The organism is Enterococcus viikkiensis (assembly GCF_005405345.1).
GTDB classification, from domain to species: Bacteria; Bacillota; Bacilli; order Lactobacillales; family Enterococcaceae; genus Enterococcus_A; species Enterococcus_A viikkiensis.
This window is the reverse complement of record NZ_BJDW01000001.1, coordinates 16,120-37,350: the sequence shown is the minus strand read 5'-3', so window position 1 is coordinate 37,350 and position 21,231 is coordinate 16,120. Positions and strand designations below refer to the sequence as shown.

Here is a 21,231-nt window from a genome sequence, read left to right as displayed (position 1 = left end):
TATGTGTAAATTAAAAATTTCAACTGATTTAGCTCAATTAGGAAACAAAGCCGACCAAACGACAGGGGCAATTAGTTCCCCGATTTATTTATCAACAACTTACTCTCATCCAAAACTGGGTCAAAGCACGGGATATGATTACACTCGGACGAAAAATCCGACTCGTGATATTTTAGAAACTGGGTTAGCCAGACTAGAAAATGGAGCCCGGGCAGTGGTTACTAGTTCTGGAATGAGCGCGATTCAGTTAGTTTTTCAATTATTTGAAAGTGGTAGTAAATTTTTGGTTTCCCGTGATCTTTATGGTGGAACATTTCGTTTTTTCAACGATCTAGAGGAAAAGGGGATTGCCAAATTTCGCTACTTTGATGATTTTGTTAGTTTAAAAGCTCAGTACGATAGTGCAATTACGGCTGTTTTTTTAGAAACACCAACGAATCCATTGATGAATGAGATTGATATTAAGAAAGTGAGCCAACTCCTTAAAGATACGAAGACTCAATTAATTGTAGACAATACCTTTTTGACACCTTTAAGACAAAAGCCGTTGGATCTAGGTGCTGATGTAGTCATTCATTCGGGCACGAAATATTTAACTGGGCATAATGATGTACTGGCCGGTGTTGTAGTAGCAAAGGAACCGGATTTAGGCGAAAGGATTGCTTGGATAGCGAATACGACAGGTCCCACACTATCTAGCTTTGATTGTTGGCTATTTATTCGCAGTCTAAAAACATTTCCGTTGCGATTTAATCGCCAAGAAGAAAGTGCTCAAAAGATTGTTAAAAGATTAGAACAACATCCTAGTCTTAAAAGGATTGCTTATCCAGGAAAGGGCGGTATGATCAGTTTTTACGTGAAAGACGAACAAAGAATAGCACCATTTTTAGCAAAATTAAAGGTGATTACGTTTGCTGAAAGTTTAGGAGGTGTTGAAAGTTTAATTACCTATCCAACTACTCAAACGCATGCTGATATCCCGCAAGTACTACGTGAGTCTTACGGATTGACATCAGATTTACTTCGGCTGTCTGTTGGAATTGAAGATAGTGATGATTTAATTACGGATTTAGAACAAGCGTTAACCGTGTTCGATTAGGAGGAGCTTGATGGACGTAGGAGCAATCAACGAAAGTATTCCATTATACCTAAAGGGTTTGAAAGTTACCTTGGTCCTAGGATTAGCCGGGATTATTTCAGCCTTACTGATAGGATTTCTAATTGCACTGATCCGCTATTTTGAGATTCCTTATTTGAACCCAGTAACAAAGGCTTATATTGAACTTTCGCGAAATACACCATTGTTGATCCAATTATTCTTTCTATATTATGGATTACCTAAAGTTGGTATACCAATAGGAAAATATACTGCCGCAATTATCGGATTATCATTTTTGGGAGGAGCGTATATGGCGGAAGCCTTACGTGCAAGTTTTGAGTATGTGCCAACGGTCCAAATTGAATCGGGGAAATCGTTAGGCTTTGATGCTTTTCAGTTAACAACGCTCGTGATTTTACCACAAGGATTACCTCTTTCTATTCCAAGTGTTGGTGCTAATTGTATCTTTTTATTAAAGGAGACCTCAGTTTTTAGTGCGATTTCAATAATGGATTTAACCAATGTAACCAAGGACTTAATTGGAATGTATTATCTGACCAAGGAATTTCTATTAATGTTAGTCATCAGTTATATGATTTTGATTTTACCATTGGTCGTTATCGTCTATTGGCTGGAAAGGAGAGCGAGGGTTGCTAATGCAGGGCTTTAATATTTTGTTTGATGGAAATAATTTTAATCGTCTAATGGGAGGTATGTTAGAGGTCATTAAGCTTTCAGCGATTTCTCTCATGATTGGTTTAATGCTGGGCATTTTATTTGGGTTAATTCGCACGAGTAAAAATCCGCTGATCCGTATGTTTTTTCGACTTTATCTAGAGCTTTTTCGCATTGTGCCATTGCTAGCTCTATTATTCGTCTTCTACTATTTATTACCTGAAGCATTGAATAAAGATATTTCTAATCAAGCGGTTTCGATTTTGGTCTTTGTGTTATGGATCTCAGCTGAGATGAGCGATCTGGTTCGTAGCGGCCTACAAAGCGTGCCAAAGAGTCAAGTTGAGATTGGAAAAGCATTAGGTTTTACTGGTTGGCAACAATTTTATTACATTTTGGCTCCTCAAAGTGTCCAATCAGTTTTGCCCGCAACGATTAATTTAGTTACTCGCGTGATAAAAACAACGAGTTTGCTAATGATGATCGGGGTAACAGAAATGATTCGTGTAGGAACTCAAATTATTGAGCATTACACAGTAAAAGTTTCAAGTATAAGTCTTTGGGTATATGGATTTATTTTCGGCTTATATTTTATTATATGTTATCCCTTAAGTCGATGGGCGCAGAAATTAGAAAAAAGGGCGGTGTAAAGGTGACGACAATTATTGAGACGAAGGATTTAGTAAAAAATTATGGGACGAAATCAGTTTTACAATCTATTAATCTGAGTGTTCAAGCTGGAGAAGTTGTAGCACTTTTAGGACCGTCTGGTAGTGGCAAAAGTACTTTACTGCGTTGTTTGAATGGCCTGGAATCAACTACTTCTGGCACAATCTTATTTAATGGGCAATTGGTTAAACAGACTGAAAAAAGTTGGCAACAACTACGGCCAAAAATTGGGATGGTTTTTCAAAGTTACGACCTTTTTCCTAATCAAACTGTTCTAGAAAATGTGACAATCAGTCCTGTAAAAGTTCAAAAACGGGCTAAGAAGGAAGTTCAACTACAAGCGATAGAATGGTTGACGCGCGTCGGTCTAAAAGAACAGATTGATAGTTATCCCCGTGAATTATCAGGTGGACAAAAACAGCGGGTCGCGATTGTGCGCAGTTTGTGTATGAATCCTGAATTGATGCTTTTTGATGAAGTAACAGCCTCCTTAGATCCAGAAAATGTTCGTGAAGTTTTGGAAGTCATTTTAGAATTGGCGAAGACAGATAAAACACTATTGATTGTTACTCATGAAATGGAGTTTGCACGGCTAGTTAGTGATCGCATCATTTTTATGGCGGAGGGTCAAATTGTAGAAGAAGGAGCTACAAAACAATTTTTTGAAGCACCAGAAACAGAACGAGCGTATCAATTTTTGCGAAGTTTAGACTTCGCAAATCTATAATAAAAAAAGAGAGTGGGAAATAAAATGAAAAAAATATGGGTAGGCATTTTAGCAATCTTAGCAATTGGTTTAGCAGCAAGTTTTACACCGAAGACCGTCCATGCTGAGAGTAATCCATCGTCGGTCAGTGCCATCAAAAAACGTGGAACTTTGAAAGTAGCCGTCTTTGGCGATTTATCGCCATATGGATACTTGGATGCCAAGGGCAACAATCAAGGATATGATATTTATTTAGCTAAACGATTAGCCAAAGACCTATTAGGTGATGAAACTAAAATTCAATTTACCGTCGTCAACGCGGAAGAACGAGTAGACGCGCTAAAATCTAATAAAGTGGATTTAGTTTTAGCAAACTTTACCAAAACACCTGAGCGTAAACGAGTCGTTGACTTCGCTTCACCTTATATGAAAGTTGGTATTGGCGTTGTATCACCAAAAAATGCAGAGATAACTAAAGCGAAACAATTGAATGATAAGAAATTGATTGTAACTAAAGGAACAACTGCTGAAACATATTTTACGAAGAAATATCCAGATGTTAATTTAGAAAAATATGAATCTAAAAGTCAACAATTTCAAGCATTAACCGATGGACGTGCACAAGCTTTAGCTGATGACAATACCTATCTCTATGCTTGGACTAAGGAGAATCCAGATTATACAGTGGGAATCAAAGAAGTCGGGGAAGTGTCAACCATCAACCCAGGTATTAAAAAAGGGAATAAGTCACTTTTAAAATGGGTGAATAAAGATATCAAAAAATTGAACAAGGAAGGTTTCTTTGAAAAAGCTTATAATGAAACCTTGAAACCATTCTTTGGCGAGGATGTTAAACCAAGTGATGTAATAATTACTAAAACCAACTAAAAGGAACTCGAGCACGTGACTGCAGTGCCCCAAAAAGTTAGACAAAAAATCTAACTTTCGGGGTCACTACAGATTGAAAAAACTATTGCTCAAGTTCTTTTTAGTTTCAAATCAAGCCTTTAGGAGAACCACAATGACCATTTGTTGGACATGTGTAGCTTGTAAAAAAGATGAATAAATACCAAAATACTAGTATGTACTCTAGGAAAGAATGTCGCCAAAATACTGGTAGAAAAGATGATTTTTACCAGTAAAAGTTTATGATGCTATTAATATAGAACAATTTGCTACTCTACTGGACAAAGAAATAAATTGTTGTTAAAAAATAATGCTGGTAGCTTTTTTAAGCCCAATCACCATTTTTAAAGATTGGTACTTTAGAGCCATCTTTACGAATCCCGTCGATATCCATTTGATTAGAACCGACCATGAAGTCGACATGGGTCTGGCTGCTGTTTAAGCCGGCAGCGGCTAACTCGGCTTTCGTCATTTCTGTCCCGCCCTCGACGCTGAATGGATAGGCTGCACCAAGCGCCAAATGATTTGAAGCATTTTCATCGAACAAGGTATTGAAGAAAGTGATCCCTGATTGTGAAATCGGTGAAGGATCTGGTACAAGAGCGACTTCGCCTAGATGTTTGGCCCCTTCGTCAATGTCTAATAAAGAAGCTAAGACATCCGCGCCGTCCTTAGCAGAAAATTCCACGACTTCGCCGTCTTTGAAGGTGAATTTCATTTCGTTAAGCGTTGTTCCCGCATAACTTAGTGGTTTGGTGCTAGTGATATAGCCGTCCACTCGATTGCGATCCGGAGCGGTGAAGACTTCTTCAGTTGGCATATTGGCCATAAATTCGTTACCATCTGCCGCAAAACTGCCAGCACCTTCCCAGACATGATTTTCTGGTAAGCCGATCGTGAGATCTGTTCCTGACGCTGTGTAATGCAACGCCGAAAATTGTTCCTTATTCAAGCGCTCGGCTTGCTTGCGCATCGCTGCGTCGTGTTCTTCCCAAGCTGCAACGGGATCCTCGGCGTAGATTCGTGTGGTTTTAAAAATCTCATCCCAAAGTGTATCTACTTGTTCTTCACTTGAAGAAAGATCGGGAAAAACTTTGCTGGCCCAAGCTGGACTAGCTGCCGCAACCACGGTCCAACGCAATTTATTGGATTGCGTCGCTTCCATGACAGCTTGCAAGGCTTTTCCTCGTGCGGCTTGGTAAGCTGCGACCCGATTTGTGTCTACACCTAATAATGCATCGGGATTTTGTGAAACGATACTGATTCGGGTCACGCGTTTTTCCGCAAACACGTTGGCTTCATCGACTTTATAAGCCGGCACTTCCATAATCCGATCTTCTGCCGCATGACTTAAAAATGCTCGTTGAACGGTGTCATCGTTCCATTGTAGGATCACTTCTGCAGCACCAAGTTGATAGGCTTCTTTTGTTACTAGTCGGGCAAGCTCAGCTTGTTCCACACTGGCATAGACAACAACCGTATCATCTTTTTGGATATTCACACCAACCTTTGTAATTAAATGGGCGTATTTTTTTAACAATGTTTCAAAATTAGGTAACGTCATTTCAACCCCTCCATTTCGTTAGAACTATCATAGCATTTCTTACGTTTTCTCAAAAGAAAGAGTCTCCAAGGAATAAAATGTTTCCTTCTTTGACAACGAAGTTTAGTTAATAAAAAAGGATGAGCAACAACGAGCTCATCCCCAAATAGTATTTTACGAAGCTGCATCGGCGATTTTTTTCGCGAAGGCTTCTAAGTTTTCAATGTCTTCTTCTTCAGCTGCCATCTCGACTTTTACACTATCCGCTCCGCGAGTCGCGCCGATTTTTTCGAAGACGGCGTCAAAGTCATCGACCGATTTGCAGTATTGATCGTAGAAGGTATCGCCAGAACCGCAGACCCCAAATATTTTTCCAGTAAGGTCCAGTTCTTTTAGGTCCTCATAAAAGTCTTCGATCTCGTCTGGCAAATCGCCTTCACCATAAGTATAGGTTGCAACGACACAAATATCAGCGTCTTCAAAATCCTCCGCTTCGACTTGTGTGCATTCGTCGATTTCTACGTCAATATTTAAATTTTCAAAAGCTTCGGCCACGATGTCGGCGATCTCTTCGGTATTTCCCGTCATGCTGGCATAAACGATTTTTGCTACTGTCAAAAAAAATTCCTCCTTGCTTTATGTCCATGTATTATTTTTTCTGATAGAAAAAATAGTTTGGTCTTTGTCCCGTGTCTCATCCAATGAAACCCACTTTTTTCTCCATTTCAGGAAGAATCAAATTGCTTTCGGAATTTGATTGGGGAGAAGATGAAATCCGTAACTTTAAGCCAAATTTATGGTCATTATATCAAAATAGAAATCAAAAGGAAATGACTGCTCTCTAACCATTTGTTCGCTTTATAGGGTTATGTTAAAATAAACAAGATGAAAAAAGGATGTTGGTCTAGTTTTTACCCCGTTCCTAACAGGAAAGAAAGTAAAAATTAACCTGAATGGACAATCGGTGAATGACATAAATCATTACGGAAAGAAACATCCACCTCATTTTTTCACCAGAAAAAATGACTACATTTAAGGAGACGAGAACATGATTACATTAAAATCACCCCGTGAAATCGAAATGATGGACGAGTCTGGCGAATTATTAGCAGACGTACATCGTCATTTACGTGATTTTATTAAACCTGGTGTGACCAGTATGGAAATTGAAAAATTTGTCAAAGACTTTATTGAAAGTCACGGCGGAATTGCCGCACAAATCGGTTTTGAAGGCTATGAATACGCGACTTGCTGCAGCATCAACGACGAAATTTGTCATGGATTTCCCCGCAAGAAGCCATTGAAAAAGGGCGATTTGATTAAGCTCGATATGTGTGTGGAATATAAAGGCGCGATGTCTGATTCTTGCTGGTCTTATGCGGTGGGAGAGGTTTCACCTGAGATCGAACGCTTAATGGAGGTCACCAAAAAAGCGTTGTATCTAGGGATTGAACAAGCACAAGTAGGAAACCGAATCGGAGATATCGGTCATGCGATCCAAACCTATGCTGAAGGCGAAGGCTTTTCAGTTGTTCGTGATTTTGTCGGACATGGCATTGGGCCAACGATTCATGAAGAGCCAGCAATTCCTCATTACGGAGTAGCAGGTAAAGGGTTACGTTTAAGAGAAGGCATGGTTATCACCATCGAACCGATGATTAATACCGGCGTTTGGCAAATGAAGATGGATCCTAATGGCTGGACAGCTTACACCAAAGATGGTGGTTGGAGTGCACAATACGAACACACTTTAGCAATTACTAAAGAAGGTCCGAAAATTTTGACTTCACAAGGTGAAGAAGGAACTTATTAGGACGACGAGGATGTTATGGGACCAATAGATAAGATTAAAGAAAATAAGAAATTAATGGATTTTATCCAATCGATCCAAAAACATTTGGCAGAAACAGAAATAGGCGACCGCTCCGTGGTAGTTGCCTATTATTTGTTGCTGTCCTTTTTCCCGATACTAATTATTGTTGGAAATTTACTGCCGTATTTTAATGTTACCCCAGAGACGGTCTTGCCATATTTAAGTGAAGCAATCCCACCGAATGTTTTTAGTTTTCTAAAGCCGGCGATTACAGGGCTGCTGGAAAATACTTCGGGAGGAATGCTATCAATCTCGGTCTTGGCCGCATTATGGTCATCGAGTCGCGGTATCAATGCCCTCCAAACGGCGTTAAATAGAGCGTATGGTGTGGAGGACCGCGGAAATTTCGTGATTAGCCGGATCGTTTCGGTGGGGATCGTCGGTGTGTTGATGATGGCGATTATTGCTGTCGCTTTATTTTTCAGTGCGGGACAAGTGATCTTAGACGCTTTACAGCAATTACTGAATTTTTCACCGGGTATTATTGATACCTTTTTGACATTGCGCTGGCCAGTTACTTTAATTGGATTATTAGTTATTTTAGGCGGTTTATATGTCGTTATTCCAAATGCACATGTCCGGATCAAATATGCACTTCCAGGGACGATTTTTGCCACAGTTGGCTGGATTGTTCTGGCTCAAGGTTTTAGCTTGTACGCGCAAACGTTTGCTCAACGAGTTTCTGGTTATCAAATCATCGGAAGTTTTATCGTCTTGATGTTCTGGCTGAATTTTGCTGCGACGATTATTATTTTAGGTGGCGTATTGAATGTGACCTTAGAAGAATATCGAACAGGTGAAGAAGTGGTAGAAGGTTCTAACCGAGTCAATAAATGGTTTAACAAACTAAAAACACGCGTTATCAAAAAAAGAAAGAAAAAATAAGTTCAAGCTTTTTTGTAAGTTTCAGATAGAACCTTGTAATGAAGCTGCAATCCGTTATAATAATTTTTAGAAAAAAGGCAGGTGGCAGTATGTTAGTATCCTTCGGGCTGATTATTAAATACGTTTTAACGTTTTTGATCGCGTTGATCTTAACCCCGATTTTTAAAATTATTTCAGTCCAGACTGGACTAGTGGATAATCCCAATGCCCGCCGAATGAATCAAGTGCCAATGCCTAGTGCTGGCGGCTTGCCTATTTTTATCACCTTCGCGATTTCTTCCCTTGTTTTATTTCGCGGTGTGATTCCTTTTGGCTACATCAGCAAAATTTTACTCGGTGGACTGGTCATCGTGATCACAGGATTATTGGATGACAAATTTGAGCTAACGCCACGACAAAAAAGTTTGGGGATTTTAATTGCTGCACTTATTATTTATTATTTTGCTGGAATCCGCTTTGACTTTTTTACGGCGCCTCTACTTGGCCGAATCAATCTTGAATGGTTGAGTTTGCCTGTGACAGTGTTTTGGATTTTCGGGATTACGAATGCGGTGAATTTAATCGATGGTCTCGATGGGCTGGCCTCTGGTGTTTCGATCATTGGGCTGACGACGATCGGAGTGATCGGTTATTTCTTCTTGCATTCTTCGCAAGTCTTTATTTCGTTAGCAATTTTTTGTTTAGTTGCAAGTATTTTAGGGTTCTTTCCATATAATTTCCATCCTGCCAAGATTTATTTGGGGGATACAGGGGCTTTGTTTTTAGGCTTTATGATCGCAGTCTTAACGCTGCAAGGGTTGAAAAATGTTACTTTTATCTCATTGATCACACCTTTGATCATTCTAGGAGTGCCGGTAACGGATACCTTTTTTGCAATGGTCAGAAGGAAAGCCAAGAATATGCCAATCTCTGTTGCGGATAAACAGCACTTGCATCATCGTCTGTTAAACTTAGGTTTTACCCATCGTGGTGCAGTTTTGACCATTTATGGAATTGCGATCTTATTCTCCTTTGTAGCACTGCTATTGAACTATACTAGTCGGTTTGGAACGATCGTGTTGATTATTGCAATGGTCTTCGCCTTTGCCTTTTTGCTAGAGCTGATTGGTTTAATCAGTGAAAAATATAGTTTTATTACTAAGAGCTTCCGCTTTTTCGGAAACAAAGAATACCGTAGCCAAGTGCTGCACAAATATTTCAAGAAATGAGTGTTGACGTCCTTTATGAGTAATGAAAAGAATGATGTGACTGTCAGCATCGTGACCCATAATAGCGATAAGATTTTTATGAGCTTGGATGCCTTGATCACGACAATTGGTGATGCTTCAGCGATCCAAATTAAAATTTTTGATAATGCTTCTGAAGCAGATTATCGAGAACGCTTAGAAAAATATCTAGCCTATTCTTTTGTGACGATCACCTTTTATCCAGAAAATAAAGGCTTTGGCTTCGGCCACAATGCCAATCTGTTAGCTGCCGAAGGTTATGGAATTATTTTTAACCCAGATATTATTTTGTCTGAGAATCATTTAAACAAAATGGTTGCTCATCTAGCCCAGCATACAGACTGCGGCTTATTGGCACCGAAAATCTTAAACCAAGACGGGACGACCCAATATTTGATTCGTAATCATTTAGACGTATTTGATTATATATTGCGGTTTATTCCCTTTAAGTTTGTCAAAAAGAGCTTTCAAAAACGATTAACAACCTTTGAATGCCGTGATTTGCCAGATGATCAGGATAGCTATGTGCGCATGATCTCCGGCAGCTTCATGGTGGTTGATCTAGCGAAGTTCAATCAGATCAAAGGCTTTGATGAGCGCTATTTTATGTATTTTGAGGACAATGATCTATGTCGTAAAATGGAGGCGGCAGGCTATAAGGCTCTGTACAGCCCACAATTTTCCGTCGTTCATTTGTACGAACGAGGAGCGGTTAAGAGCCGCAAATTATTTTTTATTTTTTTACAGTCCATGGGAAAATATTTTCAAAAATGGGGCTGGGAATTTTTCTGAATCGGGAGGTAGGGTATGCACAAGCAGTCCGCAATGCGGGTTTCCGTTTGTATGGCGACATACAATGGACGCCACTTTATTGAAGAACAACTGAACAGCATATTCCCACAGCTTTCTACTAATGATGAGTTGATTATTTCCGACGACCATTCAACTGATGGGACGTGGGAATTTTTATTAGATTTGCAAAAAACCGATACTAGAATCAAGCTTTTTCAAAACCAAGGACAGGGCTTGATCGGTAATTTTGCCAACGCTATTCAGAAAAGTAGCAACCCGATTATTTTTTTAAGTGATCAAGATGATGTTTGGCAGCTGGATAAAGTTGAAAAGACCTTGCCGTTTTTTGAAAATTCATCAACCCAAGTGGTCGTTTCCGACTTGATCATTGTAGACAACGATTTTGAAGTGCTGGTGCCGTCTTATCAAGCGATGCGTAAAACGCACGCCGGCTTTTGGCACAATCTTTTAAAGAGCAGCTACATTGGAGCGGGGATGGCCTTTCGTTCAGACTTAAAAACGACGATTTTACCGATTCCACCGGATGTGCCGATGCATGATATGTGGATCGGCTTGTTGGCGGATTATCATCATGGTGTGGTTTTTATCCCAGATCAATTAGTCTATTACCGCCGTCACGGTCTGAATGCTTCAGAGATTAAAACGACCGCCTCGCGAATTCAACAATTTAAATGGCGTTGGAATGCGTTGCAGTTGGTGAGAAAAAGAATAAAAGAAATCAAAAAAAAATAGCAAAAAGATTCTTCTGCTACTGAACATCAGGTATAATGTGTTCGTGTGCATCTGAAAGGATGCTTTTGTATAAAGCAAGCTATTACATTTTCAACAAGGAGCGTAACCATGAAAGGAATTATTTTAGCTGGGGGCAGTGGAACTCGTTTGTACCCATTAACCAAAGCAACGTCGAAACAATTAATGCCAGTCTATGACAAACCGATGATCTATTACCCAATGTCAACCTTAATGTTAGCGGGAATCAATGAAATCTTGATCATCTCAACACCACAAGACACACCGAGATTTGAAAATCTATTTGGTGATGGTCATGAATTAGGTATCCACATCGAATACGCGGTTCAAGCAAGCCCTGATGGATTGGCGCAAGCCTTTATCATTGGTGAAGAATTTATCGGTGACGATAGCGTCTGCTTAGTTTTAGGCGATAATATTTATTATGGCGACGGCTTATCACGGATGCTGCAACGGGCGGCTAAGAAAACCGAAGGCGCGACTGTCTTTGGCTATCACGTCAACGACCCAGAACGTTTCGGCGTTGTAGAATTTGACGAAGAAATGCGGGCTGTTTCCATTGAAGAAAAACCCGAACAACCAAAATCACATTATGCTGTAACAGGTTTGTATTTCTATGACAATGAAGTTGTAGAGATTGCGAAAAATATTCAACCTTCTGAACGTGAGGAATTAGAGATCACCGACGTTAACAAAGAATATTTGAAACGCAATAAATTATCTGTTGAAGTCATGAGTCGTGGCTTTGCTTGGTTAGATACAGGCACCCATGAATCATTATTAGAAGCATCGACCTTTATCTCGACAATCGAAAAACGTCAAAACTTGAAAGTCGCTTGTTTAGAAGAAATTTCTTATCGGATGGGCTATATTACTAAAGAACAATTAGTTGAATTGGCACAGCCGTTGAAGAAAAATCAATACGGACAATACTTATTACGTTTAGCAGAAGAGGATTAGAATGGGAAAAATTAAAGTAACAGAAACCAAGCTTAAAGATGTAAAAATTATCGAACCTGCTGTATTTGGAGATCATCGCGGCTTCTTTACGGAAAGCTTTTCAGTAGAAGATTTTAAAGCAGCCGGCATTGATTTTGATTTTATTCAGGACAATCATTCACTTTCGACGCAACCAGGTGTACTTCGGGGTCTGCATTTTCAAAAAGGCCAATCAGCCCAAACAAAATTGATTCGAGTAGTCACAGGCGCCGTACTTGATGTGATCGTGGATATTAGAAAAGGCAGCCCAACTTATGGTGAGTGGGAAGGCTATATCTTGTCAGAACACAATCATCGTCAATTACTTGTTCCTCGTGGTTATGCTCATGGTTTTGTGACCTTGACACCGGATGTGAACTTCATGTATAAATGCGACAATTATTATGACGCTGAAGCTGATGGAGGCATCTCATTTGCTGATCCAGATTTAGCGATTGATTGGCCTATTGACATTGAAAAAGCCATTACTTCAGAAAAAGACGCGAAACAACCAACCTTGAAAGAATTTGAAGCTGAAAATCCTTTCGTATATGGTGAGATTTAAGGAGAGAATTAGATGAAAAATATTATCGTAACTGGCGGAGCAGGCTTTATCGGGTCAAACTTCGTTCATTATGTTGTTAATAATCATCCAGAGATCCACGTGACAGTCTTAGACAAATTAACATACGCTGGCAACAAAGAAAATCTTGCTGGATTACCTGAAGATCGAGTGGAATTAGTCGTCGGAGATATCGCTGATGCAGAGTTAGTCGAGCGTTTAGTCCAAAAGACGGATGCAGTTGTACACTACGCAGCAGAATCTCATAATGATAATTCATTGAAAGATCCATTCCCATTTGTGCAAACTAATATTATTGGAACCTATACATTGATTGAAGCGTGCCGTAAAAACAACGTCCGCTACCACCATGTATCGACCGATGAAGTTTATGGCGATCTTCCACTACGAGAAGATTTGCCTGGACATGGCGAAGGTGAAGGCGAAAAATTCACAGCCGAAACACCTTATAACCCTTCAAGTCCCTATTCATCAACAAAGGCTGGTTCAGATTTGCTAGTCAAAGCGTGGGTCCGTTCATTCGGCTTACAAGCAACGATCTCAAACTGCTCCAACAATTACGGACCGTATCAACATATCGAAAAATTTATTCCTCGCCAAATCACGAATATTCTAAGTGGTATTCGGCCAAAACTTTATGGCGATGGCAAAAATGTGCGTGACTGGATCCATACGAATGATCATTCTTCTGCTGTTTGGGCAATTTTGACTAAAGGCAGAATCGGCGAAACCTATTTAATCGGAGCCGATGGCGAAGAAGACAATAAGACCGTAATGGAGATCATCTTAGAAGAGATGGGCCAACCAAAAGACGCATACGATCACGTGAAGGATCGTGCCGGACACGATCTGCGTTACGCTATCGATTCAACCAAGCTTCGTGAAGAACTAGGCTGGACCCCAGAGTTCACCAACTTCCGCGCAGGCATGAAAGATACGATCAAATGGTATAGCGAACACGAAGATTGGTGGCGTGCAGAAAAAGAAGCAGTTGAAACCAATTACGCCAAAAACGGCCAATAATCCAAACTAAATCAGGCAGGTCTAACCTGCCTTTTTTGCCAGTTTTTCTTCGCGCTTTAGCGGGATTAGAAAAATGGTATGTGGAATGAGAATCAATCGAACTTTTTCGCCTTTTGAAAAAGTTCATTCTTAAAAGGAATGAGCTGTCAGTTTTGCTTCATGCCTAGCGTCACTAGAAAAATAATACGCGAACTGAAGCTAAAAATAGGTTCATTTATTAGCGTAAGGATACAAACTTTATATAGAAGTAAGGAGTAGATTTAGATGATCTTAATTACAGGTGGTCACGGACAATTAGGTACAGAGCTGCGTCATTTGCTGGATGAAAAGAAAATCGAGTATGTTTCAACCGATGCGGATGAGTTAGATATTACCGACAAAGAAGGTACATATAAATTCATCACCGATATGAAGCCAGAAATCATTTATCATTGTGCAGCCTACACCGCCGTTGACAAAGCGGAGGATGAAGGCAAAGCGTTAGATGAAAAAATCAATGTCGATGGGACACGTAATGTAGCTGAAGCAGCCAAAGCAGCGGGCTCAACGTTGATATATATCAGCACGGACTATGTTTTTGATGGTACTAAAAAAGAGGGTATGTATCAGGTCGATGACGCTACCAACCCGCTAAGTGAGTATGGCCGGACCAAGCTTTTAGGCGAAAAAGCTGTACAAGAAATTATGGAGGATTATTATATCATCCGTACTTCCTGGGTCTTTGGTATTTATGGGCATAACTTCATTTATACCATGCAAAATTTAGCGAAGACGCACGATCGTCTTACCGTTGTTAACGATCAATTTGGTCGTCCAACTTGGACACGGACATTGGCAGAATTCATGACGTATGTGATCGAAGAAAAAGCACGTTTCGGCGTTTATCATTTGTCCAATGAAAATAGCTGCTCATGGTATGAGTTTGCCAAAGAAATTTTGAAAGATACAGATGTAGAGGTAGCGCCAGTAACTTCGGCAGAATATCCGCAAAAAGCTACTCGTCCTCAATATTCAATCATGGACTTAGAAAAAGCCAAAGCGCTAGGCTTTGAGATCCCAACCTGGCAAGAAGCTTTAGCAAGCTTTCTTGAACTAGAAGCGAAACAATAAGAAAGCTCGAGGTGAGAAGTGTGTTTAAAATGGTCGTGGTACTTTACAATATGACATTCTCTGAATCGTCAACGATTATAAGCTTGAATAAACTTCTTGCCTCAGCAGCTTTTCCTGAGATACGAGAAGTTTTAATTTTTGACAATAGTCAAAAAGCAAATGAGCGACAAGGTTTAGACCAACGTTTCACGTATTATCACAGCAAAGAAAATGTTGGCTTGGCCAGAGCGTATAATCGAGCGCTGGAAGAAAGTAAGGAAGAGATAGCTTGGCTGGTTACCTTAGACCAAGATACCACGCTGACTGGTGACTATTTAAACGAACTAATTTCTTGTTCCACCAAAGTTTCCGATTCGACCGTAGCGATTGCACCGATCATAAAAGATCAGGACCAGCAGATTTCGCCGGTTCGCAGTGATACTCTACGGCCGTTACATAGTGCATTACCTCAAGGCAACCAAACATATTCCAGTGATATTATGGTGATTAATTCTGCAACTGCTGTGCGTACAGACTTCTTAAAAAAAATCGGCGGCTACAATTTAGCATTCCCACTGGACTATTTGGATCATTGGCTAAGCTGGCGGATTTTTGCAGAAGGAAAAGAGGTAAGGGTTTTAAAAGTAGAACTTCAGCATCAGCTATCAGTGCTTAATTATGCAGAACACATGAATTTTTTTCGCTATCAGACAATCTTACAAGCAGAAAAATGTTATTATTCTTTATATGCAACAAATTTATTTTTCAAATATCGTCAGCAATTATTCCTTCGCGGGGCGAAACAATTAGTGACTGGAAAATTTAGATATGCAAAACGCACATTTATTTTTTTATTTTTGGGAGGAAAAGATGGAAAGCAGAGCACAAAAGAGAACTAGGCATATCTCATATGAAAGAATGAATCCTTTTGTGTGGATATTAGACCAAATTATTCGGTTTCGTTATTTGGTGGGTTTATTATTTCTTATCTTGATTGTTGTTTTCAACTTGAATGGCAGTTCAATCGGATCTTGGGATAAGATTGTTTCGGAACGTAGCGATGGGAAAAAATCCGATGTAATCTTTGGTGAAAATCGGCAAGTCCGATCAGATGAGTGGATGGTCCAAACGCCGTTTTATTTTTCTCAAGTAGAAAACGATTACCCTGTCGTTAATAAACAGTACAGCAAAGAGGGGCAAAATATGATCATCGCCTATAACTCACCGGTTAAAGATTTAACGGTGATTGGTAAACCGTTCAACTGGGGATTTTTCTTTTTAGGAAAAGAGCGAGGATTATCTTTTTATTGGGGTTTTAAGCTGATAGGCATGCTATTATTGAGTTTTGAGCTAGTAATGATTTTAACGAAGCGGAATAAGTATCTAGCACTTCTAGGTGCTTTTTGGATTACTTATTCACCATCGATTCAATGGTGGTTCATGCAGCACGTTGGGGACCTGATGTTCTTTACTTTAGCGCTTATGGTTGCAAGCTATTATTATATTGCTAGTCATCAAAATAAGTTGCTCCGATTACTGATGATGATCATAATTGTAATTAGTGGAATAGGATTTGTCTTGGTGCTTTATCCTGCTCACCAAGTTCCGTTAGTTTATCTCATTCTATTTTGGCTGTTTGGAACACTAATCCATTTTAGAAAAGAAATAGTCTTGGATATATGGGATCTGCCAATTATCTTAGGTGGCTTGGGGATTATTGCTTTTGTTTTATTACATTTTTATACTAATTCTAAAACTGCTATCGACGCAACTTTAAATACCTTATATCCTGGTCGTCGTGAAGCTGGTGGTGGTGGAAGGCCGCCTTCAGATTTTTTCTTATTTTTAACAAATTGGAAAATTCCTTTTGATGACTTTAATTTTTACGGGACTAATAACGGTGAGGTGGCTTCTTATTTTAACTTCTTGCCCTTATCGTTACTGCTATCTCCGTTTATTGTTTTTAGCAAAAAAGGAAAAGGAGAAAAATATATTGGTGGAATTCTAGGGTTATTCTGCTGTTTTATGTTTGGATGGGTATTTTTTGGCTATAGTCACGGTATTGCAAAAGTCCTCTTATTGACCTATGTCACCAGTACCAGAGGATTAGTGACACTTGGTTTTGGCGGAGTTCTTTGGTCGCTATGGACGATTAACTTTTTTTGGAAATACATTAAAGTTCCTACTTGGTTAAAATTAATTTTATTTGGTTTAGTAATGGCTTTAGGTACTCATGCAGTTGTAACTTCAGTGATGAGTCTGTATTTCAATAATTTTGAAACATATTTGACATTGATCGGCTTTGCGCTTATTCTACTTTGCTTGCTTTTTAAATTAAAAAAAACGTTTGTCGTTTCTTTAGGGATAATTGTTTTAGTTTCTGGAATTTTTGTTAATCCAATTGTTCACGGAACAGGTGCAATTGATAAAAAAACTTTGGCAGAAGAAATCGTAAAGATCAAACATCAAGACCCAGATGCACTGTGGTTATCTGAAGGGGATTTATATAATTTCACTCCAGCTTTAGGCGTTAATACAATCAATTCAGTCCGATTTTATCCGGATATGAAATTGTGGCATGAAATTGATCCTAAGCATAAGGAAGAAAAAGTGTATAATCGCTATGCCCATACTAGGGCATTTGTTACAGCTGAACCAACAAAATTCCATTTGGATCGGCCAGATATGTTTACAGTAAATCTTAATTTTACAGATTGCAAAAAGCTTGGCTTGAAATATGTAATCAGTAATCGACCATTAGAGGATTATAATCCTCTTGGCTATGCGCAATTTAAACGTATCTATGGACCGGACAAAGACAAGTGGTCAGTTTTCCGCATGAGCTTTACCGAAGATGCATCGCAAACAGAAGAACCAATTGATCCAGTTGGTGGAACAGATAATTCTCAAGGAGTCATTCCGCAACCAGTACCTAATGATTACGGCTACTCGTATTGAGTTGAATTCGGAGGAACGAAATGGAACAAGTGAAGCAAAGCACCTCGACTATTTTAAATTTAATCAGTGCGCTAATTTTAATGGGTATGACACTGCTATGTTTTTTCCTTTGGACTAAAGGGATTGGAACACAGGGAATGTTTAATATCTATGCTCATATGAATCGTTATATGCCAATCGGTGCAACAATTGTTTTGTTGCTGAATTGCTATCGTCTAAGAATTGGTGATTTTATTTGGATTGCTGTCGCGATTCTTTCTATTGTTTTTTATCATCAATTTGATGCGCTAAGGCAAGCTGATTTTTTTCAAGATATTACGATTGCTTTAATTATCTTTATAGTACTCGATTTTAAATTGGTGGACTTTAACAAAGTGTTGCGAATACTCTTTGCAGGATTGATGATGATGGTTCTATTAATTACAGCGTATCGAATTTTTACGGAGATTCCTACACCACCATCGGGTCTTAGTATTTGGAATAAAAGTAATAAGTTACAAGAGATTTGGATCAATACTAATACCATCGGCAGTAGTATAATGTGTTCTAGTTTTATACTGATTACTTTGTTGGAGTCATTAGAGTTGTCTTGGGCGAAACTTTTAAAGTATCCATGTTATTTAGTAGCTTTAGCTTGCACATGGGTGGTCCAATCACAAGCCGCATTTATTGCTGTCGCAGTTTTTGTTTTTTTTGATAGTTGGCCTAACTTTTTGAAAATTAAGATCAGATGGATTTACGGATTTGGATATAGCATTTTCTTGATTGGAATTTTTCCTTTATCGCTTTTTTTAGCTAATTCGAGTAACATCGATTTATTTACCGGAAGAGAGGATATTTGGAAAAATTTTTATGATTTGCTTTTCAAAGTAAAGGAACAATTTTTGGTTGGAATGCCACCTTTCACATTTAAACGTGGGGAGCAAGTTTTAGGTAATCATAATAGTTATAATGCGACATTAGGTCAATTTGGCTTAGTTGGTTTGGTTTTAATAAGTCTGTTCATTTTATATAATATCTGGCAACTTATTCTTAAAGAAGACACAGAGGCTTTTCAATTCAGTTTTATCATTGCTTTTTTTGCAGTTCTTCTGCAATCCACAATGGAGGACACTTTAGTGGCTCCTTATTGGATTCCAATCACCTTTTGTTTATTAGGCTTGGCTTGGCAGAAAAACTTGAAGTTTGAAGAGCCTCGCGAATATTACTATGAAAAATTTGAAGATTTTGAAGAATCGGAAATTGAAATACCACAGACGAGAAGAAGCCGTCGACAATAAACCTTAAAAAAAAGTTTAGATGCTCTTAAACATCTAAGCTTTTTTTTTGTGACCTTGCTTTTATATACTTCTTTCTGTAGAATAATAACGTTAATCAACAGTGAAAATAATCAAACAAGAGCTAGATGAGAGGTAAAAAAATGTTTAAAGACTTACTGAGTTTTTTTAAAGAAATTTTTCAAAATCGTACCTTATTGAAACAATTTTCTGTGAATGATTTTAAAGCACGATATGCAGGGTCGGCATTAGGAATTTTTTGGGCCTTCGCAAATCCGTTAGTGATGGTTATTACTTATTGGTTTGTTTTTGGCGTCGGCTTTAAAGCACAAATGACAGACGGCAAGTATCCATTTATCGTATTCTTGTTGACGGGATTGGTTCCATGGATGTATTTTTCGGAAGTACTTGGGTCTGCTACAAATGTCTTTCGTGAATATAGTTATCTAGTAAAAAAAGTTGTTTTTAATATTCGTATTTTACCGTCGGTGAAACTCTTTTCGGCATTGTACATGCATGTCTTTTTTATTGTGATTGCCTTTATTGTTGCGATGTTTAATCATGAAATGCCTGGTTTACATACCTTACAAATGTTTTATTATTTATTTAGTATGATGATGTTCTTAACTGGATTGACTTGGATTACTTCATCCATTCAACCATTCTTCCCAGATATCAATCAATTTATTGGTGTGATAATGCAAGCATTGATGTGGGGTACTCCTGTGTTGTGGAGTATTAACCAATTTGCCGCTCACCCAACCATTCAATTCATTTTAAAATTTAATCCTATGTTCTACGTAGTCCAAGGCTATCGGGATGCTTTTTTTGGCGAGCAATGGTTTTGGGAAAAACCTTTACTGTCAATCTATTTTTGGCTAGTGACTATAATTTTATTAGTGGTCGGTAGCATTGTGTTCAAACGCTTGAAACCACATTTTTCTGACGTTCTATAAGGAGATAAAACGACATGACTGAGACAGTAATTGAAATTAACCATTTAACAAAGAAATATGATATGTATAAAAAGCCTTCGGACCGATTGAAAGAGGCTTTGAGTGTGACTAGAAAAATCTATCATGAAATTTTTTACGCTCTGAATGATGTGAATGTTAAAGTGAATAAAGGAGAAATGGTTGGTTTTATTGGAGAAAACGGATCAGGTAAATCAACTATTTTAAAAATTATCACGGGCGTTTTAACACCGACAAGTGGTGAATTGAAAATCAAAGGAAATATTGCCGCCTTGCTTGAGCTTGGTTCAGGTTTTAATCCAGAATATAGCGGGTATGAAAATATTTTTCTTAATGGGATGGTATTAGGTTATTCCCGAGAAGAAATGGCTGAAAAAGTCGATGACATTATTAATTTCGCGGATATTGGCGATCATTTATATCAACCAGTCAAAACTTATTCTAGTGGGATGTTTGTGCGCTTGGCATTTGCTGTAGCAATCAATGTCGACCCAGATATTCTAATCGTCGATGAGGCGTTGGCGGTGGGTGACTTAGAATTCCAATTGAAATGTATGGAGAAATTCACTGAGTTGCGTAATGCTGGCAAAACGATTCTTTTTGTTTCTCACGATGTCAATGCTGTTCGTCGTTTTTGCGATCGCGTGTATTGGCTAAAGAATGGTGTGGTGGAAGCAGAAGGAGATACGATGGAAATCACGGAAGACTATGAGAATTTCTTGAAGAAAAAATCATTGAAAACGGTGGATCGTGATAGCTCTAGTTTCGAAGAGTTCTCGGCTTACGATATCGTTGAGGTTAAATCCGCAGAACTTCTTGATGGAGAGTTGCATCCGTTAGAAATCGTCGAACAAGATAGCAAAGTAGTTGTTAAAGTAACATATAACGTGAAAGATGATAGCATAAAAAAACCAGTTTTAGGTGTAGCGATTCGTACTGTAGACAATAATTATGTTTGTGGGCTGAATACGTTATTAGACGAAGAGTCGATCCCTTGGAAAAAAGGTTTAAATGTCTTTTATTTGGAGTATGAAAAAATGGCACTTTTAGGTGGCGAGTATTATTTTGATGTCGCCGTTTTTGAGGAGAATGCAACGGTGCCTTTAGTTTATAAAACAAGATACCTAACGATGTTTATTTCTGGTAAGTATGTTGGTGAGGGCATCGTAGTCTTGGATCATAAATGGAAGGATACGATTTAGTT

At 38.7% G+C, this 21,231-nt stretch carries 21 protein-coding genes; 19 read left to right on the top strand and 2 right to left on the bottom strand.

Annotated features, from left to right (window positions below; translation table 11 throughout):
• The first annotated feature begins 1 nt into the window (after position 1).
• Genes FFM67_RS00155 through FFM67_RS00135 form a run of 5 tightly spaced genes read left to right on the top strand, consistent with a single transcriptional unit; the run spans position 2 to position 4,037 of the window.
• Positions 2 to 1,099 (top strand): PLP-dependent transferase, encoded by a 1,098-nt coding sequence (locus FFM67_RS00155; protein ID WP_137612657.1) that lies wholly within the window; start codon positions 2 to 4, stop codon positions 1,097 to 1,099.
• Positions 1,100 to 1,109: 10 nt separating this feature from the next.
• The gene (locus FFM67_RS00150) at positions 1,110 to 1,769 is read left to right on the top strand and encodes an amino acid ABC transporter permease (protein WP_137612656.1); all 660 of its coding nucleotides are present in this window, start codon (positions 1,110 to 1,112) and stop codon (positions 1,767 to 1,769) included.
• Entirely contained in the window at positions 1,756 to 2,424 is a 669-nt protein-coding gene (locus FFM67_RS00145) for an amino acid ABC transporter permease (protein ID WP_371851556.1), read from the top strand. The genes FFM67_RS00150 and FFM67_RS00145 overlap by 14 nt, the downstream gene beginning before the upstream one ends.
• A 2-nt stretch (positions 2,425 to 2,426) precedes the next feature.
• On the top strand, positions 2,427 to 3,170 hold the full coding sequence (locus FFM67_RS00140) for an amino acid ABC transporter ATP-binding protein (protein ID WP_371851555.1): 744 nt from the start codon (positions 2,427 to 2,429) through the stop codon (positions 3,168 to 3,170).
• Between the two features lie 24 nt (positions 3,171 to 3,194).
• Positions 3,195 to 4,037, top strand: a complete 843-nt coding sequence (locus FFM67_RS00135; RefSeq protein WP_137612653.1) for a cysteine ABC transporter substrate-binding protein — start codon at positions 3,195 to 3,197, stop codon at positions 4,035 to 4,037.
• A 343-nt stretch (positions 4,038 to 4,380) separates the two neighbouring features.
• On the opposite strand, the gene FFM67_RS00130 is transcribed toward FFM67_RS00135, so the two are convergent.
• On the bottom strand, positions 4,381 to 5,619 hold the full coding sequence (locus tag FFM67_RS00130; protein WP_137612652.1) for an aminopeptidase: 1,239 nt from the start codon (positions 5,617 to 5,619) through the stop codon (positions 4,381 to 4,383).
• A gap of 153 nt (positions 5,620 to 5,772) precedes the next feature.
• Positions 5,773 to 6,216 carry a flavodoxin gene (locus FFM67_RS00125; RefSeq protein ID WP_071860891.1) on the bottom strand — a complete coding sequence of 148 codons (444 nt, stop codon included), beginning with the start codon at positions 6,214 to 6,216 and terminating at the stop codon, positions 5,773 to 5,775.
• A 430-nt stretch (positions 6,217 to 6,646) separates the two neighbouring features.
• On the opposite strand from FFM67_RS00125, the gene map reads away from it, so the two are divergent.
• The 14 genes from map (at position 6,647) to FFM67_RS00055 (ending at position 21,229) form a co-directional block, all read left to right on the top strand.
• Positions 6,647 to 7,411, top strand: a complete 765-nt coding sequence (gene map / locus FFM67_RS00120; RefSeq protein ID WP_137612651.1) for a type I methionyl aminopeptidase — start codon at positions 6,647 to 6,649, stop codon at positions 7,409 to 7,411.
• A 15-nt stretch (positions 7,412 to 7,426) separates the two neighbouring features.
• A complete protein-coding gene (locus tag FFM67_RS00115) occupies positions 7,427 to 8,356 on the top strand; it encodes a YihY/virulence factor BrkB family protein (RefSeq protein WP_071860893.1) in 930 nt (309 codons plus the stop codon).
• An 89-nt stretch (positions 8,357 to 8,445) separates the two neighbouring features.
• A complete protein-coding gene (locus FFM67_RS00110) occupies positions 8,446 to 9,564 on the top strand; it encodes a glycosyltransferase family 4 protein (RefSeq protein WP_137612650.1) in 1,119 nt (372 codons plus the stop codon).
• 15 nt (positions 9,565 to 9,579) lie between these two features.
• Positions 9,580 to 10,374, top strand: a complete 795-nt coding sequence (locus FFM67_RS00105; RefSeq protein ID WP_137612649.1) for a glycosyltransferase family protein — start codon at positions 9,580 to 9,582, stop codon at positions 10,372 to 10,374.
• Between the two features lie 15 nt (positions 10,375 to 10,389).
• Positions 10,390 to 11,127 carry a glycosyltransferase gene (locus FFM67_RS00100; protein WP_137612648.1) on the top strand — a complete coding sequence of 246 codons (738 nt, stop codon included), beginning with the start codon at positions 10,390 to 10,392 and terminating at the stop codon, positions 11,125 to 11,127.
• A 108-nt stretch (positions 11,128 to 11,235) separates the two neighbouring features.
• Positions 11,236 to 12,105, top strand: coding sequence for a glucose-1-phosphate thymidylyltransferase RfbA (gene rfbA, locus FFM67_RS00095; RefSeq protein ID WP_137612647.1), 870 nt, complete (start codon positions 11,236 to 11,238; stop codon positions 12,103 to 12,105).
• A 10-nt stretch (positions 12,106 to 12,115) separates the two neighbouring features.
• A complete protein-coding gene (rfbC, locus tag FFM67_RS00090) occupies positions 12,116 to 12,688 on the top strand; it encodes a dTDP-4-dehydrorhamnose 3,5-epimerase (protein WP_174784446.1) in 573 nt (190 codons plus the stop codon).
• A gap of 12 nt (positions 12,689 to 12,700) precedes the next feature.
• Positions 12,701 to 13,729 (top strand): dTDP-glucose 4,6-dehydratase, encoded by a 1,029-nt coding sequence (gene rfbB / locus FFM67_RS00085; RefSeq protein WP_137612645.1) that lies wholly within the window; start codon positions 12,701 to 12,703, stop codon positions 13,727 to 13,729.
• A gap of 264 nt (positions 13,730 to 13,993) precedes the next feature.
• Positions 13,994 to 14,839 carry a dTDP-4-dehydrorhamnose reductase gene (gene rfbD / locus FFM67_RS00080; protein ID WP_137612644.1) on the top strand — a complete coding sequence of 282 codons (846 nt, stop codon included), beginning with the start codon at positions 13,994 to 13,996 and terminating at the stop codon, positions 14,837 to 14,839.
• Between the two features lie 29 nt (positions 14,840 to 14,868).
• Positions 14,869 to 15,717, top strand: a complete 849-nt coding sequence (locus tag FFM67_RS00075) for a glycosyltransferase (protein ID WP_246042877.1) — start codon at positions 14,869 to 14,871, stop codon at positions 15,715 to 15,717.
• Positions 15,689 to 17,776, top strand: a complete 2,088-nt coding sequence (locus tag FFM67_RS00070) for a DUF7657 domain-containing protein (RefSeq protein WP_137612642.1) — start codon at positions 15,689 to 15,691, stop codon at positions 17,774 to 17,776. Before FFM67_RS00075 ends, FFM67_RS00070 begins: the two co-directional genes overlap by 29 nt.
• A 20-nt stretch (positions 17,777 to 17,796) precedes the next feature.
• A complete protein-coding gene (locus tag FFM67_RS00065) occupies positions 17,797 to 19,056 on the top strand; it encodes an EpaQ family protein (protein WP_137612641.1) in 1,260 nt (419 codons plus the stop codon).
• A 140-nt stretch (positions 19,057 to 19,196) separates the two neighbouring features.
• A complete protein-coding gene (locus tag FFM67_RS00060) occupies positions 19,197 to 20,009 on the top strand; it encodes an ABC transporter permease (protein ID WP_137612640.1) in 813 nt (270 codons plus the stop codon).
• Between the two features lie 14 nt (positions 20,010 to 20,023).
• On the top strand, positions 20,024 to 21,229 hold the full coding sequence (locus FFM67_RS00055) for an ABC transporter ATP-binding protein (protein WP_137612639.1): 1,206 nt from the start codon (positions 20,024 to 20,026) through the stop codon (positions 21,227 to 21,229).
• The last annotated feature ends 2 nt before the right edge of the window (positions 21,230 to 21,231 follow it).